Source organism: Roseateles sp. GW821-FHT09G03 (genome assembly GCF_059416045.1).
Map to the genome: position 1 here is coordinate 821,560 of NZ_JBWKOK010000002.1, position 25,239 is coordinate 846,798.

Annotated in this window: 21 protein-coding genes; 8 read left to right on the top strand and 13 right to left on the bottom strand. The window is 69.3% G+C overall.

Annotation, left to right across the window (positions count from 1 at the left end):
• Positions 1 to 125 precede the first annotated feature (125 nt).
• The 5 genes from AC07OZ_RS10900 (at position 126) to AC07OZ_RS10920 (ending at position 5,163) form a co-directional block, all read left to right on the top strand.
• The gene (locus AC07OZ_RS10900; protein WP_495467150.1) at positions 126 to 1,055 is read left to right on the top strand and encodes a GGDEF domain-containing protein; all 930 of its coding nucleotides are present in this window, start codon (positions 126 to 128) and stop codon (positions 1,053 to 1,055) included.
• Complete coding sequence (locus AC07OZ_RS10905) at positions 1,052 to 2,191, top strand: AraC family transcriptional regulator (protein WP_495467151.1); 1,140 nt, start codon at positions 1,052 to 1,054, stop codon at positions 2,189 to 2,191. The genes AC07OZ_RS10900 and AC07OZ_RS10905 overlap by 4 nt, the downstream gene beginning before the upstream one ends.
• Positions 2,192 to 2,270: 79 nt before the next feature.
• The gene (locus AC07OZ_RS10910; RefSeq protein WP_495467152.1) at positions 2,271 to 3,098 is read left to right on the top strand and encodes an AraC family transcriptional regulator; all 828 of its coding nucleotides are present in this window, start codon (positions 2,271 to 2,273) and stop codon (positions 3,096 to 3,098) included.
• 21 nt (positions 3,099 to 3,119) lie between these two features.
• Positions 3,120 to 4,082 carry a DMT family transporter gene (locus AC07OZ_RS10915; protein WP_495467153.1) on the top strand — a complete coding sequence of 321 codons (963 nt, stop codon included), beginning with the start codon at positions 3,120 to 3,122 and terminating at the stop codon, positions 4,080 to 4,082.
• Positions 4,083 to 4,113: 31 nt separating this feature from the next.
• Positions 4,114 to 5,163 carry an alpha/beta hydrolase family protein gene (locus AC07OZ_RS10920; RefSeq protein WP_495467154.1) on the top strand — a complete coding sequence of 350 codons (1,050 nt, stop codon included), beginning with the start codon at positions 4,114 to 4,116 and terminating at the stop codon, positions 5,161 to 5,163.
• An 88-nt stretch (positions 5,164 to 5,251) separates the two neighbouring features.
• On the opposite strand, the gene AC07OZ_RS10925 is transcribed toward AC07OZ_RS10920, so the two are convergent.
• The gene (locus AC07OZ_RS10925) at positions 5,252 to 6,724 is read right to left on the bottom strand and encodes an aminotransferase-like domain-containing protein (protein WP_495467155.1); all 1,473 of its coding nucleotides are present in this window, start codon (positions 6,722 to 6,724) and stop codon (positions 5,252 to 5,254) included.
• A gap of 152 nt (positions 6,725 to 6,876) precedes the next feature.
• Here AC07OZ_RS10925 and AC07OZ_RS10930 point away from each other — a divergent pair, with 152 nt between their 5' ends.
• The 3 genes from AC07OZ_RS10930 to AC07OZ_RS10940 all read left to right on the top strand — a co-directional run bounded on the left by AC07OZ_RS10930 (position 6,877) and on the right by AC07OZ_RS10940 (position 11,085).
• Positions 6,877 to 7,212 (top strand): DUF2917 domain-containing protein, encoded by a 336-nt coding sequence (locus AC07OZ_RS10930; RefSeq protein WP_495467156.1) that lies wholly within the window; start codon positions 6,877 to 6,879, stop codon positions 7,210 to 7,212.
• 119 nt (positions 7,213 to 7,331) lie between these two features.
• A complete protein-coding gene (locus AC07OZ_RS10935; protein WP_495467157.1) occupies positions 7,332 to 9,008 on the top strand; it encodes a S41 family peptidase in 1,677 nt (558 codons plus the stop codon).
• Between the two features lie 172 nt (positions 9,009 to 9,180).
• On the top strand, positions 9,181 to 11,085 hold the full coding sequence (locus AC07OZ_RS10940) for a S41 family peptidase (protein WP_495467158.1): 1,905 nt from the start codon (positions 9,181 to 9,183) through the stop codon (positions 11,083 to 11,085).
• Between the two features lie 78 nt (positions 11,086 to 11,163).
• On the opposite strand, the gene pssA is transcribed toward AC07OZ_RS10940, so the two are convergent.
• The 12 genes from pssA to AC07OZ_RS11000 all read right to left on the bottom strand — a co-directional run bounded on the left by pssA (position 11,164) and on the right by AC07OZ_RS11000 (position 25,172).
• Complete coding sequence (gene pssA, locus AC07OZ_RS10945; protein WP_495467159.1) at positions 11,164 to 11,781, bottom strand: CDP-diacylglycerol--serine O-phosphatidyltransferase; 618 nt, start codon at positions 11,779 to 11,781, stop codon at positions 11,164 to 11,166.
• 114 nt (positions 11,782 to 11,895) lie between these two features.
• Positions 11,896 to 13,026, bottom strand: a complete 1,131-nt coding sequence (locus AC07OZ_RS10950) for a nucleotidyltransferase domain-containing protein (protein WP_495467160.1) — start codon at positions 13,024 to 13,026, stop codon at positions 11,896 to 11,898.
• A complete protein-coding gene (locus AC07OZ_RS10955; protein ID WP_495467161.1) occupies positions 13,023 to 13,937 on the bottom strand; it encodes an HprK-related kinase A in 915 nt (304 codons plus the stop codon). The genes AC07OZ_RS10950 and AC07OZ_RS10955 overlap by 4 nt, the downstream gene beginning before the upstream one ends.
• Positions 13,934 to 14,233 carry an HPr-rel-A system PqqD family peptide chaperone gene (locus tag AC07OZ_RS10960; RefSeq protein ID WP_495467162.1) on the bottom strand — a complete coding sequence of 100 codons (300 nt, stop codon included), beginning with the start codon at positions 14,231 to 14,233 and terminating at the stop codon, positions 13,934 to 13,936. Before AC07OZ_RS10960 ends, AC07OZ_RS10955 begins: the two co-directional genes overlap by 4 nt.
• A gap of 41 nt (positions 14,234 to 14,274) precedes the next feature.
• On the bottom strand, positions 14,275 to 14,949 hold the full coding sequence (locus AC07OZ_RS10965) for a hypothetical protein (protein WP_495467163.1): 675 nt from the start codon (positions 14,947 to 14,949) through the stop codon (positions 14,275 to 14,277).
• Positions 14,950 to 15,127: 178 nt separating this feature from the next.
• A complete protein-coding gene (locus tag AC07OZ_RS10970) occupies positions 15,128 to 17,098 on the bottom strand; it encodes an ABC transporter ATP-binding protein (RefSeq protein ID WP_495467164.1) in 1,971 nt (656 codons plus the stop codon).
• Between the two features lie 123 nt (positions 17,099 to 17,221).
• On the bottom strand, positions 17,222 to 18,928 hold the full coding sequence (locus AC07OZ_RS10975) for an alkaline phosphatase family protein (protein WP_495467165.1): 1,707 nt from the start codon (positions 18,926 to 18,928) through the stop codon (positions 17,222 to 17,224).
• Between the two features lie 303 nt (positions 18,929 to 19,231).
• Entirely contained in the window at positions 19,232 to 20,488 is a 1,257-nt protein-coding gene (gene glcF / locus AC07OZ_RS10980; RefSeq protein ID WP_495467166.1) for a glycolate oxidase subunit GlcF, read from the bottom strand.
• A 2-nt stretch (positions 20,489 to 20,490) separates the two neighbouring features.
• Positions 20,491 to 21,147 (bottom strand): HNH endonuclease family protein, encoded by a 657-nt coding sequence (locus AC07OZ_RS10985; RefSeq protein WP_495467167.1) that lies wholly within the window; start codon positions 21,145 to 21,147, stop codon positions 20,491 to 20,493.
• Positions 21,148 to 21,150: 3 nt separating this feature from the next.
• Entirely contained in the window at positions 21,151 to 22,437 is a 1,287-nt protein-coding gene (locus tag AC07OZ_RS10990) for an AAA family ATPase (RefSeq protein ID WP_495467168.1), read from the bottom strand.
• A 45-nt stretch (positions 22,438 to 22,482) separates the two neighbouring features.
• Positions 22,483 to 23,571 (bottom strand): glycolate oxidase subunit GlcE, encoded by a 1,089-nt coding sequence (gene glcE, locus AC07OZ_RS10995; RefSeq protein WP_495467366.1) that lies wholly within the window; start codon positions 23,569 to 23,571, stop codon positions 22,483 to 22,485.
• Between the two features lie 74 nt (positions 23,572 to 23,645).
• Entirely contained in the window at positions 23,646 to 25,172 is a 1,527-nt protein-coding gene (locus tag AC07OZ_RS11000; RefSeq protein ID WP_495467169.1) for an FAD-linked oxidase C-terminal domain-containing protein, read from the bottom strand.
• Positions 25,173 to 25,239: the final 67 nt, after the last annotated feature.

A 25,239-nucleotide genomic window follows, 5' to 3' on the forward strand; every position in this document is an offset into this window, starting at 1 on the left:
CGTCACAGCGGCGTGCGGGCGGCTCCGCGACGCCGCAGCCGGTGAGCCGTATCGACCCCCGCCCGGTGATGTGACAGCGGCTGTCACACGCGCCGCCTAGCATCGCGCGCCATGAAAGTCGTCTCATGAAAGTCGTGTTGCCCCGCCCGCCGCTGGTGCTCGCGCCCGTCGCGGGCTCGCGCCATTTCGGCCATGCGCTGCTGCTGGCGATGGCGGGCATCACCTGGGCCTTCGGCTACTGGGCCGTGGCCAAGCCGACGTCGATCTGGCGCTGGATCGACATCGTCAGCGAGACCTCCATCGTCGCGATGCTGGCGCTGTGGCTGGTGCAGCTGCGCGCGAGCCGGCCCGCGGGCCGCGTCACGACCTGGCTCTGCCTGGGCCTGTCGGGCATGCTGCTGGGCGGCTGGGCCGACCTGATGGACGAGTTCTGGAAGTTCCCGCGCGAGTTCACGCTGCTGATGGGCATGGAGTCGACCTTCCACGTCGTCGGCATGACGGGCCTGACCTTCGGCCTGCACCTGTGGCGGCAGGAGCAGCTCGCGCTGAATGCGCTGCGCGCCGGGCGCGAGCGGGGCTATCGCGAACACACGCAGATCGACGGCCTGACGCAACTGGGCGACGGCGCCTATCTGCTGGATCAGATCCGTCGGCAGCAAGACCTGGCACGGACGTCGGAAGCCGCTTCGACGAGCCCGACGGCGGCAGGCACGACCCTGGTCATGCTGGGCTGGCAGGACCTGCCCGCGCTCGCGCGCCAGCACGGCCTGGCGGAAGCCGACCGTCTGCTGCAGGCCACCGGCCCGCTGCTGCTGCTGCAGTTGCGCGGCGGCGACCTGCTGTGCCGCTACGCGGCCGACCGCTTCGTGGCGCTGCTGCCGGAGGCCGATTCGGCCCTTCCGGGCGATCTGCTGGCGGTCTTGTCCTCGCATGTGCATCCGTGTGCCGACGGACGCACGCGGGCGCGGCTGAGCGCCCGCATGGCGAGCGCCGCGCTGGATCCGCAGGAAGACGCGGAGGCGCAGGTGCTGCGCCTGCTGGAGCGGCTGCGGTGAGACTCGTCGCGGACGACGCCCCTGCGGCCGTCGGCGCGGCGGCCACCTCCGCCATGGGCGCCGTGGCGAATGTGTCGGCTGTGTCGGCTGTGTCGGCCGTGGCCGACGATGCGCTGGCCGCGTTGCGCCAGGCCTTGCCGACACGCGCCGCACCGCATCATGGCGCCGATCGGGCCTTCATCCCCTGGGCGTACCAGGGCGCGCTGCTGGCCGAGTTCGCCCGGAGCCGCGGGTTCGAAGCACAGGAATGGCTGGGCCGTTGCGGGGTGACACCGGGTGAGGTGCTGTCACCGCGCCAGCTGCTGTCGATGCTGGCCGCCCTGCAGCCGCTGGCGCGCGACGTCGGGTTCGTCGTCGGCCAGTTGAGCCTGCCGGGGCATTACGGCCTGGCCAGCCAGGCGATGCAGCAGGCTGGCGACCTGCGCCAGGCGCTACGGGTGCTCTGCGACTGGCCGGCGCGCCTGTCGCCGTTGCTCACGCCCCGGCTGGTGGAGACGGCCGACGAGCTGCTGCTCGTCTGGACCGAGTCCTGCGGCGCACCGGCCAGCCTGCAACCGCTGCTCGTGGACATGCAGATGAGCGCCGTCGTCGCGATGGCGCAATGGCTGGGCGGCGGACAACGGTTGCCGTGGTCCTTCAGTTTCAACCGCACGCGCCCTCGCGAGCTTTCGCAGCACGCGGCCTACCTGGGCCCCGATCTGCGCTTCGGTTGTCAGGTGGATGCGATGCGGCTGCCACTGACAGCGGCGACCGTTCCCTGGCCCGCAGCGGTCCCGGGCCGTCCGGCGATGGCGGCCGGCGCGCTGGCGCAGGGCGCGGATCCCGAGGCCGCCTCCCGCGGCCAGCTCGCGGCCCTCTACGACCACCTGCTGGCCGAGGTCGGCGGCGATCCGTCGCTGGAGCGCAGCGCGCGGCGTTTCGGCGTCAGTCCGGCGACGCTCAAGCGCCAGCTGGCCCAGCTCGGCACGCACCATCAGGCGCAGCTGGACCAGGTCCGCGCGCATGCCGCGCTCTACCTGATGCTGCTGCGCGGCCAGCGCGGCGAGGCCGTGGCGCGTTCGCTGGGCTTCACGGACAAGAGCAACTTCCGGCGCTCGTTCAAGCGCTGGACCGGGATGACGCCGGGCCTGCTCTGAGCGCCGCCGCCGCCGGACTTCCGAAGCCGCGAAGGCTGGCGCCAATGCGCGGCGCGAGGCCCCGCATAGACTCGGCCTCATGCCCACGGCGTTCGAACATCCCGAGGATCAGGCCCAGTACCGTCGCCCCGCGCATCGCGCGGGCGTCGAGCTGTACCACGCCCACATCCTGCGCCACAGCTTCGAGCCGCACACGCACGAGGCCTATGGCCTGGGCGCGATCACCGACGGTGTCGGGCGCTTCCGCTGGCGCGGCGGCGAGCACCTCGCCCCCCGCGCGACGCTGATGCTCATGAACCCCGAGGACATCCACACCGGCGAGGCCGCGACCGCGGACGCGTGGGGCTACCGGATGGTCTACCTGGACGAGGAGGTGCTGGCCGGGCTGTACGGCGGCCCGGCCTGGCGCTTCAACGCCGCCGTCGCGCACGATGCCGAGGCGGCCACGCGCGCCGCCGGGCTGATCGCCGCGCTGTGGCACGCGCGGGAGCCGCTGGCCTTCGACAGCGCCCTGCTCGAGCTGGTCCAGGGCCTGAGCCGCCACGCGCATCGCGCGGCGGTCCGCCCCGACGGCGCGGCACCGCGCTTCGCGCCGGTGATCGAGCACATGCGCGCCCACCTCGACGAAGCGATGGACACCGGGCGTCTCGCCGCCGTCGCCGGACTGAGTCCGTTCCACTTCCTGCGCAGCTTCAAGGCGCAGCACCATGCGACGCCGCAGCAGGCGCTGATGGCCCTGCGGCTCAACGAGGCCAAGCGGCAGCTCGCCGCCGGCCAGGCGCCCGCGCAGGTGGCCGCCGCCGTCGGTCTGACCGACCAGGCGCACCTGACGCGCGCCTTCGCGCGCCGCTATGGCGTGACGCCGGCGCGCTACCAGCAGCAACTCGGTACAAGACGCCGGCCCTGACGGCGCGCGACACTGCGTCGCATGTTGTCTGGATTCCTGTTCGCGCTCGCCGCCGGCCTGATGTGGGGCCTGGTGTTCGTCACGCCCCTGCTGCTGCCCGACTACCCCGCCGCCATGTTGATGGCCGGCCGCTACCTCGCGTTCGGCCTGCTCGCGGTGCCGCTGGCGGCCCTCGACTGGCGGGAGTTGAAACGCCTGACCCGCGCCGACTGGGTCGACGCGGTGAAGCTCAGCGCCATCGGCAACTTCCTCTACTACCTGACGCTGGCCGCCGCCATCCAGCGCGCCGGCGGACCGTTGCCGACGATGATCATCGGCACCTTGCCCGTGGTCATCGCGGTCTGTTCCAACCAGCGCAACGCCGCGCGCGATGGGCACTACCGCTGGCGCGACCTGGCGCCGGCGCTGCTGCTGATCGCGCTGGGCATCGGCTGCGTCAACCAGGTCGAGCAGGCCGCGGTCGCGCCCCAGCAACTGGGCCGGTATCTGCAAGGCGCGGGACTGGCGCTGATCGCGCTGGCCTGCTGGACCTGGTACCCGATCCGCAACGCCGACTGGCTGCGCGCGCATGCCGATCGCAACCCCCGGGCCTGGGCCACCGCGCAGGGGCTGGTCACCTTGCCGATGGCGGTACTGGCCTTCCTCGTCATCGCCGTCGCGGACGGCACCGGGCTGCCGCTGCTGCCGGCCGGCTTCGACTTTCCCGCCGGACCCCGGCTGTGGCCTTACGTCGGCCTGATGACCGCCGTCGGCCTGTTCGCCTCCTGGCTCGGCACCCTGTGCTGGAACGAGGCCAGCCAGCGCCTGCCGACCGCCCTGGTGGGCCAGCTGATCGTCTTCGAGACCTTGGCCGCGCTCGCCTACGCGCAGCTGCACCGCGGCGCGTGGCCGCCGCTGATGGGGGTCGCGGGCGTGGTGCTGCTGGTCGGCGGCGTCTGCTGGGCGCTGCGCCTCCAACCGGTGCGGTCCCCGGTGCCGGCTTGAGGCGGGAACGGGATCTGCCCGCTTCGCCGCCATGAATGTTCAGCCTCACGATCCCGCTCGCCGCGCGCTCCTGAAGCGTGCTTCCGCCCTCTCCGCGCTGAGCGCTGCGGGGACCACTTTAGGCACCGCCGCGTGGCTGCCCGCGCGTGCGCAGGGCGCGCCGGACGCCGACGTCCGGAGGGACGGCCCGCCCGGCGTTCAGCAAGGCGTCTGGCGCGACCAGTCCCGGCTGCGCGACATCCCGTGGCGCCTGCGTCTGCCCGAGGGCGACCGCCCGGTGGCGCTGGTGGTGTTCTCGCACGGTCTCGGCGGCAGTCTCGACGGCGGCACGGAATGGGCGCAGGCCTGGGCCGAGGCCGGCATCGCGACCCTGCATCTGCAGCATGCCGGCAGCGACCGCGCGATCTGGGGCGGCGGACTGCAGGGTGTGAAGGCCGCCGCGAGCGCCGAGCAGCTGATCGAACGCGGGCACGACGTGCAGTTCGCCGTCGGGCAGCTGCTGAAGCTGCAGAAGGACGGCAACGGCCCGTGGGCGCGCGTGTCGCCCAAGGCGCTGGGCATGTCGGGCCACTCCTTCGGCGCGCAGACGACGCTGGCGGTCGCGGGACGCGACTTCCAGGTGCGCGCAGCGCCGGACCTGACGGAGTCGCACTTCAAGGCCTTCGCCGCGTTCAGTCCGTCGGCGGGGCACTTCCCGGGCGGTATCAAGGGCATCACGCGCCCGATGCTGTGCCTGACCGGCAGCCTCGACGGCAACCCGATCGGCCAGGAACGCGACGGCCGCTACCGCCGCGCCGTCTACGACACGCTGCCGGCCGGTGCCAAGGCGCAGCTGTGGCTCGAAGGCGCCGATCACATGAGCTTCGGCGGCGGCGGGGAACGCGGCGCGGGCTTCGGGCAACGGCTGCTCGGCCGTGAGCGCGAGCGCGCGCCGGAGAAGCTCGCCGCGCATCACGCGGCACTCATCAAGTCCATCAGCACCGACTGGTGGCGCTGGCGATTGCTCGGAGATGAGGACGCGCAGACGCGCCTCAGGTCACCGAAGGGTCTGGCCACTGAAGACGAATGGCTCCAAGGGTGACTCGCGGCCTGAAGGGCGGCCACTCGTCGTTGCGGATGCGCGCCGTAGCGCTGCTACGGCTGTGCTCCGCGCCTAGATTGGCCACCCTTCAGGCCGCGAGTTCGTCATCGGACGAGTTCGAGGTGTTGGAGGGCGCCAAGAGCAGCGCCTTGGCCAACGCGCCGATGCGGCGCAGCGCGCGCGGGTGTTCTTCGCCCCATTGGCCGCCGAAGCCCAGTCGCACGCAGTTCCGGAAACGCGGGCTCGCGGAGAACATCATCCCCGGCGCGATCACGATGTGCTCCGCCAGGCAGGCCTCGTACAGCAGCGCGGTGTCGAGCCCGTCGGGCAGCTCCACCCACAGGATGAAGCCGCCGGCAGGGTCGGACACACGCGTGCCCTTCGGGAAGCTCTCGGCGATCATCTGGCGGGCCTGGTCCACGCGCGCCGCGATCGTCGCCCGCAGGTGCCGCAACGCGGCGCCGCCGCCCGCCTGCGTGAGCAGGTCCGCCAGCGCGAGCTCCAGCACGCTGGTCTGGCCGCCGGACTGCACCGCCTTCGTCCGACGCAAGACCCGGCCCCAGCGGCCCGCCTCGACCCAGCCCAGCCGCAGCCCGGGCGCGATCGTCTTCGAGAACGAGCCGCAGATCATCACGTGCCCCGTCGTGTCGAAGGACTTCACCGCGCGGCGCTTGTCCTCCTGCTCGGACAGGTCGTTGTAGAGCACGTCCTCGATCAGCGCCACGTCGTGCTGCGCCAGCATCGCCGCCAGGCGGCGGCGCTCGGGCACCGGCATCGAGGCGCCCAGCGGATTCGACAGCGTCGGCACCGTCAGCACGGCCTTGACCTGCTGGGTCTCGAAGGCCAGCTGCAGCGCGTCCAGCGACATGCCGTGCCGCGGATGCGTCGGGATCTCCAGCGCGCGCAGGTGCAGGCTCTGGAGGATCTCCAGGAAGCCGTAATAGGTCGGCGATTCGAGCGCCACCACGTCGCCGGGCTTGCACACCGTGCGCAGGCACAGGCTGATCGCCTCCATGCAGCTGTTGGTGAGGACGACCTCGTCCGGGTCGAGCACGCAGCCCAGTCCCAGCGCATGGCGCGCGACCGCGCGCCGCGCCTCCTCCATGCCCGGGCCGAGCGGGTAGGTGCACAGCAGGTCGCGATGGCGCATCACCGCGCGCGCCATGGCGCGGCGGACGCGGTCCTGGTCGAACAGCTCGGGCCCCGGACAGGCCGCCCCGAAGGAGACGAAGGACGGGTCCTGCGACAGCGCCATCACCTGCACGCCCAACTGGTCCAGCTGCACCATCCGGGACGAGGTGTCGGGGCGCGAGACGCGGGGCTCCGGCAGCCGCGGCGGGCGCGCCGCGACGAAGTAGCCCGAGCGCGGCCGGGCCTCGATCAGCCGCGCGTCCTCCAGCCAGCGGTAGGCCTGGACCGCCGTCGACAGCGACACGCCGTGCTGCCCGGCCAGGTCCCGCACCGACGGCAGCCGCTCGCCGCGCTTCAGGGTGCCCGAGCGGATCGACCGGGCCATCCGGTCGGCGAGTTGCATGTACAGCGGTAACAGCGGCGCGTCCATGCGTCGATTCTGTGTGTTCGAAGTCGGCATTGACCGATACAGATGAGCGGCAAGCCGGCCAGCACAGGCCCCGTTCGTGCGCGGGCTGTATGCCTCGCATCGGTCGGCGGCTGTGGATGGAGCGCGACAGCCGGATTTTTTATCGTGACGGCATGCAACCGCTCCGCCTGCTCCCTTCGCCGTTCCGGCCCCGGTCCCAGCCCCAGGTCTGGCCGGCGCCGGCGTTCGTTCCCCCCGGTCCCGGACGGGACGCCGTCGTGCTGCCGACCGACGGCCGTCCGATCGCGCTGCGCCTGCGCCGCCCGGTGCGGCTGCGGGTCTTCGGCGGGCGGGCCTGGATCACGCGCGCCGGCTGGCCCGACGATCACTGGCTGGAACCCGGCCAGACGCTGGACCTGCCGGCGCCTGCGGGCTGGTTCGGGGGGCGGATCTTCGTCAGTGGCGAGGGCGCATCATTTGTCACCCTGAAGGCGGAGACGCTCGACTAAGCACGCGGCCCGGCCCGGTTTTTCGCTATAACTCGGCCCTCGTAGGTTTCCGGATGACATCCAGCGGTGTCAGCGGAGAAACATAAGACACGGGACGCGAGTCCCACGAGGGAGTTGCGATGAATCGATCCGCGATGTGGCGGGTGACGCGTCTGGCCGTGGCCGGTGCCGTCGGAGTGATGCTGCTGAGCGCCTGCGGCGGCGGCGGCGATGCCAGCGGCACGCCGCTGAACGGCAGCAACAACGGCAGCAACGGCGGTGGCGGCGGATCCGTCGGTGGCGGTGGCAACAACGGCGGGAACACCGGCGGGAACACCGGTGGCGAGACGCCGATCCAGCCCAGCGCCAGCTACGCCCAGCAATGCGCGCCGGGCAACACGGAGGCGGCCGCCAACCTGCGCACGGGCTCGCTGAGCACCGAGAAGAGCTGGATCCGCTCCTACCTCGACGAGGCCTACCTGTGGCGCGAGGACGTGCCGGCCATCAACGCCTCGGCGTCCGCGTACAGCGGCAATGACGTCGCGACCGCGCTGAATGCCTACTTCGAGGACCTGCTGTCGCCGGCGCTCACCGCCAGCGGCAAGCGCAAGGACCAGTTCAGCTTCGTGATGAGCACGCGCGAGTGGAATGCGCTGTCGCAGGGCGGCGTGGAAGTCGGCTACGGCATCGAGTGGTCGATGAAGTCGCCGACGCCGCCGCGCGGCCTGCGCGTCGCCTTCGTCGAGCCGGGCAGCGTGGCGGACCGGGCGGGGGTGCGGCGCGGCGACACGCTGGTGACCGCCGACGGCGCGGCCGCGGATGCCGGCGACTCGGCGGGCGTGAACACGCTCAACGCGGCGCTCTTCCCCGACACGGCCGGCACGAGCCACCGCTTCGTGCTGACCTCCAACGCAGGATTGCCGCGCGACGTCACGCTGGCTGCCGGCAGCATCACCAAGACCCCGGTGCCGACCAGCCAGGTGCTCACCGCCGCCGACGGCGCGAAGGTGGGCTACATGGTCTTCAACGACCACATCCTGACGGCGGAAGCGCAACTGATCGCCGCGATGCGGAACTTCAGCGCCAGCGGCGTGAGCGATCTGGTCGTCGACCTGCGCTACAACGGCGGCGGCTACCTGTTCATCGCCAGCGAACTGGCCTACATGATCGCGGGCAACGCGGCGACGTCGGACAAGACCTTCGAGCAGCTGCGCTACAACAGCAAGCGCACGGCGGAGACCAACAGCCCGGATTCGAAGACGCCGTTCTACAACGAGTCCTGCCTGCTGTCGGGCAACAACTGCACCTCGCAGCAGCCGCTGCCGGCGCTGAACCTGAAGCGCGTGTTCGTGCTGGCGCAGTCGGGCACCTGCTCGGCCAGCGAGGCGCTGATCAACGGCTTGCGCGGCGTCGACGTCGAGGTCGTGCTCGTCGGCGGCACCACCTGCGGCAAGCCCTATGGCTTCTCCGCCAAGGACAACTGCGGCTACAGCTACTTCCCGATCGAGTTCGTCGGCACCAACAACAAGGGCTTCGGCGAGTACGCGGACGGCTTCGTGCCGGCGGGCTCGGGCGCGACGGGGGTCAAGGGTTGCCAGGTGGCGGACGACTTCAACCACGCGCTGGGCGACACCAGCGAAGCCATGCTGGCCGCGGCCCTGCAGTACCGCAGCAACGGCACCTGCCCGGCGGCGGTGCCGTCGGAGGCCGGCCGGGCGCTGGCGATGGGGGTCCGGTCGGCAGGCGAGGACGCCGTCGCGCTGAGCCTCAGGAAGCTCGCGGCGCGCAGTAACCGGATCGTCGGCGGACGGCCCTGACCGTTCGCGCCGCGCCGTTCCAGGCGCACGGGAAAAGCCGCTCCCAGGAGCGGCTTTTTCGTTGTTCGCGCGTGCCGGTTTGTTGCGCAGCGCAACGGAACCCTGCCCGCGTCGCTTCGACAAAGTGGCCTTCTCCCAAAGAGGCCACCGAGTCGATCGGCGGACAACAGGAATGACAAAGAGAACCTGGATCGAGCTCGCGATGAGGCGGGTGTCGATCGTCGTGATGTGCGCTGCGTTCGCCACGCTGTTGCAAGCCTGTCATGGCGATGACGATGGCGAGGAGGTGATCGCCATGGACGGGCTCGACGGCAAGGACAGCCCTCCCGTCCCGGCCGGCAAGGACGGAACGATCGGTCTTCCCGGACCGGCTGGCATGGATGGCAAGGACGGACTGGACGGCAAGGACGGCGAGCACGGTGTACCCGGGCCACGGGGTCTGCCTGGCGAGGACGGCGAGGAGGGACCGACCGGCGAGGATGGCAAGCAGGGCAAGGATGGGCTGAACGGCAAGGACGGCCGACCAGGCGATCGGGGTGAACGGGGTGAACCGGGCATTCCTGGCCCGGAAGGTCTCCCAGGTCCTCAGGGCCCGACAGGACCACGCGGCGCGGCAGGAGTGGACGGCAAGGACGCCGGCCGCGTGCTGAATCGCGCGTTCCAGCACAGCTCGGCTTACGCGGGCCAATGCGATCCGGAGAACGCGGAGGCGGGCAGCGCCCGGCGCATCGGCAGCCTGGCGATCGAGCGGAACTGGGTGCGATCGCTCATGGACGAGGTCTACCTCTGGCGCCAGGACGTGCCGCATGTCGATGTCGACGCGTTCGACGACGGCGGCGTCGACGTGTCCCAGGCCCTGTCGGACTATCTTGGCGCCCTGCGCTCGCCGGCGTTCAAGCCTGGCGGCAAACGCCGGGATGGCTACACCCAGGTCGCGCCCACGTCCGCGTTCAGGGCCTTCATGAGCGGCGGGGACGTGCCCGGGTTCGGCATCGAATGGTCCTTGGGATCGCACACGCCGCCGAGGGACATCCGCGTCGCCTACGTGCAGCGCGGCAGCGAGGCGGAACGGCAAGGCGTCCGGCGGGGCGACGTGTTGATTGGCGCCGCTGGCTTTGGACCCGAGGTCGCCGACGAGAAGCGTTCGGCCATCCTGGCGGCATCGATGTTTCCGCGAGAAAAGGGAACGACGCACGCCTTCCTGCTGGCGGCGAAGGACAGGACTTCATCGAAGGAAGTGAAGCTGACCAGCGGCCTCGCCAGACATCCCGTGCCGATGGCCACTTCCGTCGAGGTCGACGGGACGAAGGTCGGTTATCTGCTCTTCCAGGAACACAACGCGCAGGCGACCGCCGAGCTCGCCACGGCCATCCGCCACTTCAACGAGTCGCAGATCGACGAGCTGGTGATCGACCTGCGATTCAACCAGGGCGGCGACCTGTCCGTCGCCAGTCAACTGGCCCACATGATCGCCGGCCATTGGCGGACGCAAGGCCGAGCCTTCGCGAAGCTCCGGAGCAACGGTCTGGACCGGGCCCAGCTGCCGTTCCATGCGTGCGCCGATGTGAGCCAGGCCTGTGCGGAGAAGGATCTGCTGCCCACGGTCAATGACGACCGCCTCAATCGTGTGTATGTGCTGACCCAGGCTGCGACTTGCGCGGCCAGCGAGGCCCTGATCAACGGCCTGCGAGGCGTCGGCATGGACATCGTGCAGATCGGCAGCACCACCTGTGGGCGGCCGCTGGCCACCAGCCCCAGGCACAACTGTGGCCACACTGTCCTGCCGCTGGAGCATGTGATGGGCAACGACGAGGGATTCACAGGGTATGACGAGGGGTTCGTGCCTGGGGGATCAGGACTGAACGGCATTCCAGGGTGCTTCGTGGAGGACGACCTCCAGCACGAGCTCGGCGATGCCAAGGAGGCGTTGCTGGCCGCGGCGCTGAACCATGTCGCGACGGGCAACTGTCCGGCGCCGGTGCAGACAGCACCGGGAACTCGTCCCGCGAGCGCGGCGCCGGACGAGCCCTGGCGCGATCCGCTGCGCGGCGGCGCGATCTTCACGACGCCGCGTTGAGACATCGGCCGCTGGTCCTGACCCCGACCTCTCCCGCAAGCGGAAGCGGGGGTGATGTGGGCCGCGTGCCGCGCCGGATCAGAGCTTCGGAATCCTGATCCGGCTGATCATCAGCGAGCCCGAGATGGCGAACAGCAGCACCAGCGGGTGCAGCGTGAAGCCGCCGAGCTTGACCCCGCCGAACCACAGCGCTTCGCCGATCGCGCCTTGCCAGGCGGCGACCCACATCACGATCACGATCAGCAGCGAGGTCGGGATCGGCGTGCCTTCAAAGTACGCGACCTTGTCGCCGCCGCCGGACAGGGTCTCGGCGGTGATGTTGTAGCGGGCCAGGCGCGACACGCCGCAGGCGACGAAGAAGCCCAGCACGATGCGGTCCCACAGCCCTTGCATGCCGCAGCCGTAGGCGATCACCGCCGGCGCGACGCCGAAGGAGATCACGTCGGCCAGCGAGTCGAGCTCACGCCCCATCGCGGAACTCTTCTGGCGCCAGCGCGCGATGCGGCCGTCGAGCACGTCGAAGACCAGCGCCGCCGGGATCAGCGCGCAGGCGTAGTACAGGTGCTGCACCGTGCCGGTCTGCAGGTAGGTCATCACCGAGAACAACGCGCCGACACCGCAGAAGGCGTTGCCCAGGGTGAACCAGTCCGCCAGATGGAACTCGCGGATCATGGAAAAAGGCTTGGGTCGATTCATGGGAAGCGAGCATAAGCGAAGGCCCTGGCCCTCGTGGCAAAGGCCGCGCCCGGACGGGTGCTCCCGCCCGCAGGGCCCGCGCTCCGCTTGCGGCAGCGGGTGGGGTGAGGGCCTTCAGGCGTCGCGGGGCGCGTCGACCTTGGGCGCTTCGGGGACCGCCGTCATCCGCCCCCAGGCCTTGCGTGCCAGGTGCAGCGCGAGCAGCCCGAAGGGCATCCGCAGCCAGTGCGAGCGCACGTAGAGCGCGCTCTCGGCCAGGGCATGGCCGGGCAGGCGGCAGCTGTCGTGGGCCGGCCGCAGCGCGCGGCGGTAGCAGGCATCCAGCAGTCGCAGCGCCAGCGGGCCCGGCGGCGGGCCGAGCTCCGACGGCAAAGTGTCCGGATACGGCGTGTCCAGCAGCATCCGCGTGTAGCGCAGCGCCAGCCAGAGCGGGCGGGACAGGCCGATGCGACGTGCGCGCTCGGCCAGCCGCGGCCAGAAGCCCTCGATCGCACCGAACTCCCGCAGCAGCGCGTCCAGGTCGAACAGGTCGCGCAGGCCGTTCGGCAACTCGCCCTCGTGGAACAGGTGGGCGGCGCTGTGCAGCAGCATGTCTTCCGGCGGCAGCGTGAAGACGCCCGGCAGGCCCGGCAGCGGTCGTGGTGCGTCGAACAGCGCGCGACTGTCCAGCGGCGTGCGTGCCGTCGGCGGAAGCAGCGTGTGGTGCACATCCAGCGAGGTGCCCCGGCGCTTGTGGTGCAACGGCGGCAACTCGTGCATCCACTCGCGGTAGTAGCGCTGGTCGTAGGCGTCCAGCCCGTCGTCGAAGTCCCAGCCGTGCACCAGCAGCGTCGTCTCGCAGCGCGGCAGCTGCTCAGGCGGGATCAGCAGGTCGATGTCGCTGAACATCCGCCCCGGTGCCGGGGCGTGTCCGCCGAGCGCATACGCGGCGCCCTTGAGCAGGATCAGCGGCCCGGGCAGCTCGGCCAGCGTCTGGCGCAGCAGGTCGACCTCGCGCCGCAGCATCTGCGCCTGGCGTCGCGACAGCAGCAGCGCCGAGCGCAGGTGTGGCTGCACCGGCGCCGGCAAGGCGTCCAGCCAGCCGCCGGTCTCCATTTGCGCGGCCAGCTTGCCCGCCAGGTTGGACCGCCGCGCCTGACGCAGCAGCAGGTCCCAATCCGTCAGGCTCAGTCCGGCCGCGATCGCTGGCTGCAGCAGCACGCGGACCAGCAGCGGCCGGCGGCGTTCGCCGTGATGCGCGCTCATGGCGAAGACTCCGCCAGTGTCTCGAAGTGCGCCACGGCCTCGTCGAGCCGGCTGTACTCGAAGCGGTAGCAGGCGCAGGCGTCGACCAGCCTTCCCAGCGTCCGGAAGCCGGACTGACCGTGCACGTCGTAGTTGAAGGATTGCTCGGCGAGGTCCATGAAGGCGCGGGCACGTTCAATCGGCAGCAGCTGCGCGGCGGTGTCGGCGCGCCACGCGGGCAGCACGACCCAGGCGGGCCGGGCGGGCGCGAGCCGGCGCTCGATCGCATCCTGCGGCGCGCGCACGAGCGCGACGGTGCCCTTGGACGTGTTGGGCATGGACGCGCTGAAATGCGCTTCCGGCACGAAGGACTGGATCAGCGGGATCGACGCGTTCTTCAGGTTGATCGGCCGCGCCATGCCATGGACCAGGCCGGTGGTCATGTCCAGCAGGCCGAGTTCGTCCGACAGCAGCCGCCAGCCGCGATGCGCCAGCGCCGCGCACAGCGTGCTCTTGCCCGACCCCGGTGGTGCCGGCATCAGCAGCGCGCGGCCGTCACGCTCGAGCACCGCTGCGTGGATCAGCAGGAATTGATGGGCGTGCGCGGCGATGCACCAGTTGATGCCCCATTCAAGCATCGCCAGCGCCTGCGCGGCGGGCAGCGGCGTGAACGAGCGCTGGCCGTCGAACCAGAACTCCGCGCGGCCCTGCAGCCGGCTCAGCCAATGCGGGCTGCGCAGCACGGCGACGTAGAAGTCGACGAACTCGTTGTCGTCGACCAGGTCGAAGTCGCGGTACATGGCCGCGACGTCCGCCGCGAGGTGGGGGATGTCCGAGCGCACGCGCACGGTGAAGGGCGACAGCCGCAGCGTCACGCCGCCGTCGCGCATCCGGGCCCGCAGCCCGGCGGTGCCGACGTCCTGCAGCTTCAAGCGACCGGCTCCTCCACCGCGTCCGCCGCGGCATCCGCCATGTCCACCGGCGTCAGCAGGTGAACCTCGGCCAGACGGCGCAGGTGCAGATCCAGGAGTTCGGCGAGCGCCTCGGGCGTCGGGGGTTCGTCCCAGTCGACCTCCCGCGTCAGGCGCGCCAGGAGCTGGTCGCGGTCGAGCGGCCCGGCGGCCAGCCATTCGGCCAACTGCGCGCCGAGCGCGGCGATGAGGTGGGTGTCCCCGCTCTCGGGGTCGAAATAGACCGCGTGCTGTTCGCCCTCCCAGGCGAGCAGCACCTCAGCGATCGGTTGCCTGCAGCGCCAAGCCGGGCCGGGCATCAGGCCACGAGATAGTTGCTGTACAGGTAGTTCTTGAAGTCCGCCTGGGTCCAGGCCGCGCCAGTGGAGTTGGACGGCTTGAAGATGCCGGGGCCTTGCGTGGCCATCTGCAGCAGCATGTCCTGGCCGGTGGCCGAGAGCACGCACTGGTTGACGCTGTTGCCGGCGAACAGGGTGTTCAGGCGCGCGACGATCATCATCGTGCCGTAGCCTGCCGTGTCGTTCTTCAGCAGGTTGTAGACGTTGGACGTGCCGCTGACGTTCTTCAGGCCGCCCGGGAACAGCTTGGCGACGGTCAGGTTCGAGCGGGCGTACGACAGGGACTTGCCGGAATACCACTGGGCGATGATGTAGTTCCAGGGGGCGTTGCCGCCGCGCACCTGGGTCCGGCCCGAGTTGTCCTTCCAGTTGGAGATGTACCAGCACTCGGTGTTGTTGATCACCGCCGCGTCGGCACGGGCCTGCACGCTGGCGCCGCCGTTGCGCAGGATCGCCGAGCCCCAGGCCGAGGTCGTGTTGCAGTGCCAGGCCATCGCGGGACGGCTGGCCAGCGTCAGGCCGATGGGCACCACGCCCGCCTGGATGAAACGGCGGCGGCGTTGCGAGACGACGGGGCCCGCGACCGGGGTCGTGGTGGCCGAAGACTGCGGGGTGGTGTCGCTGCTGTTGTCCATATGCTCAGCTTTCGTGGTGCTACGTCGTCCCGATTCCTGCGGACGCTCAAGCGGATCGGCGCTCCCGTCCGACCTGCGATCGCAGTGTTCCATACAAGCCTGCCACCGGATACCCCGCCCAACCCCTTGAACGGGTGGCGTGCGGCGTCCGCCACATGCCAATTAAGTCAGCGCTGGCTTACGCGGAATCCTTTGCCGTTGTTGACGCTTGGTCCACATGTCCAACGATGGATCCGGCGGCATGAGGCGGACGGCCCATGCCGGTGACGGCTTCAGGCGACAAGGCCTGCGCCGGGGCGTCTTCCTTCGTTTCCTCGTCGATCTCATCCTCCACCAGGAAGCCCCCGCTCTGGTGCGCCCACAGCTTCGCGTACAGGCCGGCCTGGGCCAGCAGCGCGGCATGGTCGCCCTGTTCGACGATGCGGCCCTGGTCCATCACGATCAGCCGGTCCATCGCCGCGATGGTCGACAGCCGGTGCGCGATCGCCACCACCGTCTTGCCTTCCATCAGCCGGTACAGGCTGCGCTGGATGGCGGCCTCGACCTCGGAGTCCAGCGCGCTGGTCGCTTCGTCGAGCAGCAGGATCGGCGCGTCCTTGAGCATCACCCGGGCGATGGCGATCCGCTGGCGCTGGCCGCCGGACAGCTTCACCCCGCGCTCGCCGACGTGGGCGTCGTAGCCCTGGCGGCCCTTCGGATCGGTCAAGCCGTCGATGAAGTCCACGGCCTCGGCCCGCTCGGCGGCGGCGCGCATCTCGTCCTCCGTCGCGTCGGGGCGGCCGTACATCAGGTTGTCGCGGACCGAGCGGTGCAGCAGGCTGGTGTCCTGGGTCACCATGCCGACCTGTCGTCTCAGGCTGTCCTGCGTGGCCGTGGCGATGTCCTGGCCGTCGATCAGCACCCGGCCCTTGTCCACGTCGTAGAAGCGCAGCAGCAGGTTCACCAGCGTCGACTTGCCCGCGCCCGAACGGCCCACCACGCCGATCTTCTCGCCGGGGCGGATCGTCAGGGTCAGGTCGTGCAGCACGGTCTTGCGGCCGCCGTAGCTGAAGTCGACGTGGTCGAAGCGCACTTCGCCGCGCGTCACCGTCAGCGCGCGGGCGCCGTCGGCGTCCTGGATCGCGATGGGGCGCGACAGCGTCGTGATGCCGTCCTGCACGGTGCCGATGTTCTCGAACAGGCTGGCCATCTCCCACATGATCCAGTGGGAGATGCCGTTCAGGCGCAGCGCCATCGCCGTGGCGGCGGCGACTGCGCCGATGCCGACCTGACCCTGTGTCCACAGCCAGACCGTCATGCCGGCGGTCGAGGCGATCAGGCCCATCGACAGCGCGTGGTTGACGATCTCGAAGCCGCTGATCAGCCGCATCTGGCGGTAGGCGGTGTTCAGGAAGTCCTGCATCGCGCCGCGGGCGAAGCCGGCCTCGCGGTTGGAGTGCGAGAACAGCTTGACCGTGCTGATGTTGGTGTACGCGTCGGTGATGCGGCCGGTCATCAGGCTGCGGGCGTCGGCCTGCGCGGTGGCGGCCTTGCCCAGGCGCGGCACGAAGTAGCTCAGCGCCACGACGTAGCAGGCCAGCCAGCCCAGGAAGGGGAGCAGCAGCGTCGCGTCGAAACTGCCGACGACGCCCAGCATCGTCACGAAGTAGATCGTGATGAAGACCAGGATGTCGGTGACGATCAGCCAGCACTCGCGCACGGCCAGCGCCGTCTGCATCAGCTTGGCGGAGACGCGGCCGGCGAACTCGTCCTGGTAGAAGCTCATGCTCTGCGCGAGCAGGTGCCGGTGGAAGTTCCAGCGCAGCCGCATCGGGAAGTTGCTGGACAGGCCCTGGTACTTGCTCATCGACTGCAGCGCGATCAGCAGCGGACTGGCCAGCAGGATGCCGCCGAGCATCAGCAGCTTGTCCTGCTGCGTCGCCCACCACTGCGCGGGCGGGACCTGGCTCAGCCAGTCGACGACCGAGCCCAGCATCGAGAACAGCAGCGCCTCGAACGCGCCGATCGCGGCGGTCAGGACGATGAGCACCGCCACCAGTCCGCGCATCCCGTGCGAGCCGGCCCAGACGAAGGTGAAGAACCCCTTGGGCGGCTGAGGCGCCGGGGTCTGCGGAAACGGATCGACGAGTTTTTCAAACCAGCCAAACACGGCGGTCTCCCTGTCACTTCTGCGAGACCGGAGAGCCTACAGGAGCCGTGTGGCGGACGCACCCCACCCCCGCTTCGGTGGCGGGTGGGTGGGGTGAACGGGGGGAATCCCCGCTTGGGTGGCTTACTTTGCCGGCAGCGGCAGCAGTTGACCCTGCGCCTGCTTCGGCGCGGGGATGTGCAGCAGGGCCGACAGCGTCGGCGCCAGGTCAACGATCTCGACGCGCTGTTCGATGCGGCCCTGGCCGACCCACTTCGGCCCCCAGGTCAACAGCGGCACGTGGGTGTCGTCCTCGTGGGGGCTGCCGTGGGTCGTGCCCGTCGCACGGGAACCGAACATCCAGCCCGCCTTCGGCACCACCTGCAACTGCGCGGCGATGCCGGGGTACCAGGAGCGGCGGAACTGCTCGAGGTAGGGCGTCGTGGTGTCCGTCCCCGCCAGCTGCGCGCGGGTGAAGGCGACCTGGATGCCGTCGATCTGCTCGACCGACGCCTTGGCGACGGCGTAGACGTCGTCGGGGTTCAGGCCGGCCATCTTGATCGCCACCTCGTCGAAGATCACGCCCGATCCCGACATGCCGAGGGCCCAGCGGAACTCGCCGAAGCGCTTCGACAGGCCCGCGTTGATGACGCCCACGACCTGCGCCGGATTGATCCGTCCGGCGTCGCGGCCCTGCGACTTCGCCCATTCGGGCGTGTCGGTGAAGCCGTGGTCGGCGGTCAGCACGGCAACGTAGTTGTCGTGGCCGATCTTGGCGTCGAGGTACTTGAACCAGTCCTGCAGGTCGGCGTCCAGGTGCAGGAAGTGGTCGTGCGACAGCCGCGACTCGGGGCCGAACGCGTGGTTGATGTAGTCGTGGCCGGACAGGCTGACGGACAGGAGGTCGGTCTGGTCGTCGGTGCCGAGCTGCTCACCCTCGACGGCGGCCTTGGCGAAGGCCAGCGTCAGCTCGTCGCCGAACGGGGAGGGCAGGATGTTGCCGTAGAAGCGCGGCCCCGGGCCGTCCATGCCGGCGCCCAGCACGGCCGGCAGCCGGTTGCCGTTGCCGCTGTTGGCCTGCCAGGGCTGGCCGTCCGGCACGCTGCGGGCGTAGGCCGATTCCGGGAGCATCGGGGTCCAGGTCTTGCCGAAGAACTTGTCGGCCGGCTTGGCCGCGTTGAAGGCGTCGACCCAGGCGGGGTGCTTGTCCATGTAGTAGGTGGATGACGCGAATTCGCCGCTGCCGCCCATGTACATGTAGGCCGTGCCCTTGTGGCCGGCCGGCAGGATCGCGCCGCGGTCCTTGCCGGAGATGCCGATCACCTTGGACGCCGGCTGCAGCGTGCGCAGCACGTCGCCGACGGTCTCGACCTTGTAGTTGTTCGGGCTGGTGCCGGCCAGCGGCTCGGTCTTGTTGCCGATGTACTGGTAGCGCGGATCGGCGGTGTTGTACTGCGGGGCGGCGGTCTGCGGATCGCGCCACTCGTTGCCGATGATGCCGCTACGCTGCGGGTAGGCGCCGCTCAGCATGATCGAGTGGCCGGCCGCCGTCACCGTGTAGCCGTGACCGTAATACGCGTTGGCGAACCACGCGCCGCGGTCGAGGAAGCGCTTGAAGCCGTCCGGCTGGAGTTGGTCGCGGTAGCCGAGCACCTGCCGGATCGGCAGCCCGTCGACGACCATGAAGACGACCAGCTTCGGCGGTTTCTTCGCCTGGAAGGCGGAGGCGACGGGGCCAGGTGTTGCCGGCGCGGCGCCGGTGGCCGATGTGGAGGAGGAGGGGGCGTTGGCGCAGGCGGCCAGCGCGGCCAGGACGGGCACCAGCAACCAGGCGCGACGGGTCAGGCTCATGGCGGATCGGGGCTTCGGACGAAGCCGCTGAAACAAATATGACAGCGGAGTATCGGCCCAGATGGAAGAAAGGCCGGACACCACGCGGTGACCGGCCTTTTTCACTTTCTGGTTGGATCGCTTGACGCGCTCCCCTCCTGTTATGGGGGGCGATTCTGCGGGCCGCAGGCAATGGGCATGCCCGGGTTTGCCCGGGTTGGGGCGTCTGATGTGAGAACTCCTTCTCAAGTGGGAAGGGTTTTGGCGCAGAGTGATGCGCCGACGCGACGATTTCTCAAGAGATCCGGAGCGCGAGTCAATGACTCATCGAAGTAGAAGTGCGTCGTCCAGGATTTCGACCCAGTGTCGAACGGGAATGTCGGTGCCGCTCTGCAGATGCTGGATGCAGCCGATGTTGGCCGAGACGATGGCCTCGGCCTCGAGCGGCGCCAGCGCGGCGAGCTTGCGCTCCCGCAACTGCTTGGACAGCAGCGGTTGCAGCACCGAATACGTGCCGGCGGAACCGCAGCAGAGGTGGCTGTCGCTGGGGGCGATCGAGATCTCGAAGCCGAGCTCGCGCATCAGGCCCTCGACGCCGCCGCGCAGCTGCTGGCCATGTTGCAGCGTGCAAGGCGGGTGATAGGCGAGCTTCGGGCGCCGCGCCGCCGATGAGTCCTTGCCGAGCCGCGAACGGAGCGGTTGGACCAGTTTGGGCAGGAACTCGCTGAGGTCCCGGGTCAGCGCGGACACGCGTCGGGCCTTCTCCGCGTAGTCCGGATCGTGCGCGAGCAACCGGCCGTAGTCCTTGACCTGCACGCCGCAGCCGGACGCGTTCATCACGATGGCTTCGACCTGCTCGCCGTGGCCGTCGACCATCGGCCACCAGGCGTCGATGTTGCGCCGCGCGTCGGCCAGGCCGCCGTGGTGGTCGTTCATGTGCGTCCGGATCGCGCCGCAGCAGCCGGCCTCGTCGGCGACCAGCGTCTGCACGCCGGCGGCGTCGAGCACGCGGGCGGTGGCCGCGTTGATGTTGGGCATCATCGCCGGCTGCACGCAGCCGAGCAGCATCAGCACCTTGCGCGGATGCGTGCGTTGCGGCCACTGGTGCGCGCGCGCGTCCGGCTTGGGCGGGACCTTGTCCTTCAACGCGCCGGGCACCAGCGGACGCAGCGCCTGGCCGATCCGCAGCGCCGGCTTGAACAGCGGCGAGGTCAGGCCCTCCTTCAGCAGCCATCGCTTGAGGCGCTCCTCGCGCGGGCGCTCGACTTTCGCGTCGACGATCTGGCGGCCGATCTCGACGAGCTGGCCGTACTGGACGCCGGACGGGCAGGTCGTTTCGCAGTTCCGGCAGGTGAGGCAGCGATCCAGATGCTGCTGCGTGGCCTCGGTCGGGGTCTCGCCTTCGAGCACCTGCTTGATCAGGTAGATGCGGCCGCGCGGACCGTCGAGCTCGTCACCCAGCAACTGGTAGGTCGGGCAGGTCGCGGTGCAGAAGCCGCAGTGCACGCAGCGCCGCAGGATGGCCTCGGCGGTCTCGCCTTCCGGGGTGCCTTGGAATTCGGGAGCCAGGTGGGTTTGCATGGTCAGGCGGCCACTTCCAGAGAACGGGTGCCTGGGAAGGCGGTGGCGAGAGCCTGGCGCATCTTGGGGTCGTGCGCGAACGCAACCATCCAAATCGAAAAGCCTCCTCGCGAAACTGCAGTTCGAAGAATGGCTGCACGCATCGCAGGCGTGTCGTCAGAAGCAAGGTCCTCGCGACTTTGGATGGCGAGGGACCAAGTCTCCAGCCGATCGTCCCAGCGGTGATCAGCTTCCGTTAGGTCCTTAGGCTCGCGAGAAAGCCCCACCAGATTGAGCAATGCAGTAGCTTCCGCAGCGGTCTCGCTAGGCAGACCCGAACGGAGGCGGATGCGCCCCGACTCGACGTACTCCAATGCGCTGAAAGTGTCGTGGGTGTCCGGGAACATCACAGCGCCGTCAACGACGAAAGTGGTTCCTTTGACGCCGTTGCAGTTGGCGCAGCCGAGCAGGAAGTTGTCCCAGATGCATTCCAACTCGGGAAAGTGATGCTTAGGAAGCTTGTGCTCAACCGCTAGGCTAACAGGGACGGAGCGTTCGCAGAAACTGCAATACCTGCCTAATCGCCGCTTCAGATGCGTGGCGGCCTCTTGATACGGGCTGAGCTGAACAAGTTCTCCTGTGTCGAGCGTGGGATGAGAGCCTTTGTCGACAGAGCGCATCGATCAGATTCCTTTGGCAATGCGCCTCTGGCTCAGCCAGGCCGCAGCCGCTGGATCATCGGCGAAAACGGAGAGGGCTTGATCCAGTCGAGCCTTCAGATCGGCCTTTGCCTCAGCAGTGGGCGCTGGCGATTCCATGAGCTCGAGGTACTCCTGCGCCAGTTGCCGCATCTCCAGGAAGCGTTGGCTTCGCTGAGGCTGGTCTACGCCCATCACCTGCTCGGTGATGTCTTCGATGCTGTGATCTGTCGCGGTTGCGAGTTCGCCTGTCGCGACGTCGATCACGATTCCCCGCTCCAATGCTGATTGGATGAGGAACGGAGAGTGCGATGCAACGATGAACTGGAGCTTCGGGAAAGTTTCCAGCAGGTCGTCGATCACGGCACGCTGCCACTGCGGGTGCAGATGCATGTCGAGTTCATCGATCAGCACCAATCCAGGAGTTTCGGCAACGCATCGATCCCCAAGATGGGAATTGAGGGAAGACGCGCGAACGGCGATCTCCATGAACAGCCCGGCCAATCGACGTTGGCCATCGCTCAACTCGTCGAAGGGTCGCCACCCGTCCGCAGCGAAGCGAAGCATCAAACGGTTCTCGCGGACGACGAACTTGATATCCACCGCGTGCGTCGCGGCGATGACCGCTTCCTTGGCCGCGCGGTAGATCAGCGGCTCTCTGCCTTCTTGTAGCGATCGAAACTCGTTGAATTGAAACCATTGGGAAAGGCTTGAAGCATCGATTGAATCGCTGTTGAAGCGATCCCAGATCTGGCGCTTCTCCTCGAATGGACGATTGGCCACCGCCATGACAACCGAACTCTTTGGCGTCGAGATGCCGAATCGCGCGACCAAGGGGATGGGAGAGACGTTCTCTGGGGAAAACGAACGGAACACCTGACCCTGAAAGTTGTGGGGGCCGAATTCCCGCTCGACCGCAGTACGCCCTTGAATAAGGTGAGATTCCACGCCGCTGTGCTCAAGACGAAGAAGCGCATCTCCTTCGTCGGTCTCCAACTCGACCGTCAGGGTTGAAGGAAAAATGAGGTGCTTCCAACTCTCGTTAGATGGTTCGTCTGAATACCCGCAGCGCACATCATCTCGTTCAAACGCGAGCCGGGACGACCAACCGCCGCGGTGCATGGCCGCGCTGATCGGAAGGGCAATGGCTTTCAATAGCGATGACTTGCCCGCCCCGTTCAGCCCCATCAACAAGGTCAGCTTCGGATCGAACGCGCACTCGAACTTCTCGAAGCGCCGGAAGTTTTCGATCTGGAGGGATTTGACGTACATGGAGAGAAAGAAGTTGGCGTTGGCTGGAGATCGGACGTCTACCGGCTATAGATCAGTGTAAAGACGCCCCGGATTGAAGATCCCCGCCGGATCGAACTGCCGCTTCAGCGCCTTGTGGATCCGCGTCAGCTGCGGGCCGAGCGGCGAGAACGTGCCGTCCGACTTGTCGTTCGCGTAGAACATCGTCGCGTGTCCGCCTGCCGCGGCCACCACCTCTCGCACCTGCGCCGGCGCCATCGGCGTCACGACCCAGCGTTGCGCGCCGCCCCATTCCACGAGCTGCTCGCCGTGCAGCGCCATCTGCGGCGTCGTCGACGGCACGGCGATGCGCCACAGCGTGGCGCCGCCTTGCACCGCCCGGCGCGCGCCGAGGAAGAACTCGTCGCACTGGTCGCGCAGGCCCTGCCAGAACGGCGCGGCCATCGCTTCCGGAATCGCGGAGCCGCCGAGCTTGTGGCCCGCCGCGCGCACCGCCGCCTCGGCGCCGGAGAGGCGCACCACCAGCGCGCCGTCCCACCAGGCGCTCGCCGAGATCGGCAGCGGCTGCCCGCCCCAGCGGTTCATCCGCAGCAGCGCCTTGTCCTGCGAGGCCTCGAAGCGCAGCGTCACCGTCGCGACCGGCTGCGGCAGCACCTTCAGCGTGACTTGGGCGATCAACCCGAGCACGCCCATCGATCCGGCCATCAGCCGCGACACGTCGTAGCCGGCGACGTTCTTCATCACCGTGCCGCCGAAGTGCAGCAGTTCGCCCTTCGCGTCCAGCATCGTCAACCCGAGCACGTGATCGCGCACCGCGCCGGCCGTCGCACGCGCCGGACCCGAGAGCCCGCTCGCGACCATCCCGCCGATCGTGCCCGTGCCGCCCGAGGCCGCGCCGACGAAACGCGGCGGCTCGAAGGCCAGGTGCTGCCCGTGCTGCGCGAGCAGCGCCTCGACGTCCGCCACGGGCGTGCCGGCGGCGGCAGTGATGTAGAGCTCGCTCGGCTCATACGCCATCACGCCGTTGAGGGACAGCGTCGACATCGGCTCGGCGTCGCCCAGCGGGCCGCCGTAGAAGTCCTTGCTGCCGTGGCCGGTGAAACGCACCGGCCGGCCTTCGGCGAAGCGTGCCGCCATCGCTTCCAGCGTGGCCATCAGTTGCGTCGCGGGGACGAAGCCGGCGGCCGGATCCGTGTCCGCCGCCGCGACACCTGCTGCTTGCGCTGCCATCAGAATCGCTCCAGTTCTGGGAATGAGAGGGCGCCGCGCTTCACATGCATGCGGCCGTATTCGGCGCAGCGCTGCAGCGTCGGGATCACCTTGCCGGGGTTCAGCAGGCCTTGCGGATCGAAGGCCCGCTTCAGAGCCAGCATCCATTCACGTTCCTGCGGCGAGAACTGCACGCACATGCTGTTGAGCTTCTCGACCCCCACGCCGTGTTCCCCGGTGACCGTGCCGCCCATCGCGACGCTGGTCTCGAGGATGTCCGCGCCGAAACGCTCGCAGCGGTGCAGCTGATCCGGATCGTTCGCGTCGAACAGGATCAGCGGATGCAGGTTGCCGTCGCCGGCGTGGAAGACGTTGGCGCAGCGCAGCCCGTACTTGCGCTCCATCTCCTGGATCGCCAGCAGGATGTCGGCGAGCCGCTTGCGCGGGATCGTCGAGTCCATGCACATGTAGTCCGGGCTGATGCGCCCCGAGGCCGGGAAGGCATTCTTGCGGCCGCTCCAGAAGCGCAGCCGTTGCGCTTCGTTCTCGCTGACTTCGAGCCGCGTCGCGCCATTCGCGCGCAGCACCTCGTTCATGCGGCCGATCTCTTCCTCGACCTCCTCGGGCGTGCCGTCGCTCTCGCACAGCAGGATCGCCTCGGCGTCGAGGTCGTAACCGGCATGGACGAAGTCCTCGACCGCCGCGGTCATCGGCTTGTCCATCATCTCCAGGCCGGCGGGAATGATGCCGGCCGCGATGATCGCCGCCACGGCGTCGCCGGCGCGGCGCAGGTCGTCGAAGCTGGCCATGATGCAGCGCGCCAACTGCGGCTTGGGCGTCAGCTTGACGACGACCTCGGTCACCACCGCCAGCATGCCTTCGCTGCCGATGACGACGCTCAGCAGGTCCAGGCCGGCGGCGTCCAGGGCCTCGGAGCCGAACTCGACCGGCTCGCCTTCGACCGTGAAGCCGCGCACCTTCAGCACGTTGTGCAGCGTCAGGCCGTACTTCAGGCAATGCACGCCGCCGGAGTTCTCCGCGACGTTGCCGCCGATCGTGCAGGCGATCTGGCTGCTCGGGTCCGGTGCGTAGTACAGGCCGTGCGCGGCCGCCGCCTCGGAGATCGCCAGGTTGCGCACGCCGCATTGCACGCGGGCGGTCCGCGCCAGCGGGTCGATGGCGACGATGCGGTTGAACTTCGCCAGCGCCAGCGTCAGGCCTTCGGCGTGCGGCATCGCGCCGCCGGACAGGCCGGTGCCCGCGCCGCGCGCCACCACCGGCACGCCCAGCGCGTGGCAGGCCTTGAGCACGCCGGCGACCTGCGCCTCGGTCTCGGGCAGCGCCACCGCCAGCGGGCGTTCGCGATAGGCGGTCAGGCCGTCGCATTCGTAGGGGCGCGTCTGCTCGTCCTGCCACAGCAGCGCATGCGCAGGCAGCTCGGCCCGCAGGGCCTGGACCAGCTTCGAGCGGCGCCCGGCACGGTAGCTGGCCAGCGCGGCGGCCTGGTCGCCGGGCGGCTCGTGGGTCGAAGGAAGGACGGCGGTCATGGCGTCGAACTGTAGCCCCGCGCGCTGACCCCGGACTGAACCCGCATCCCCCGTCGGTGGGAACCCG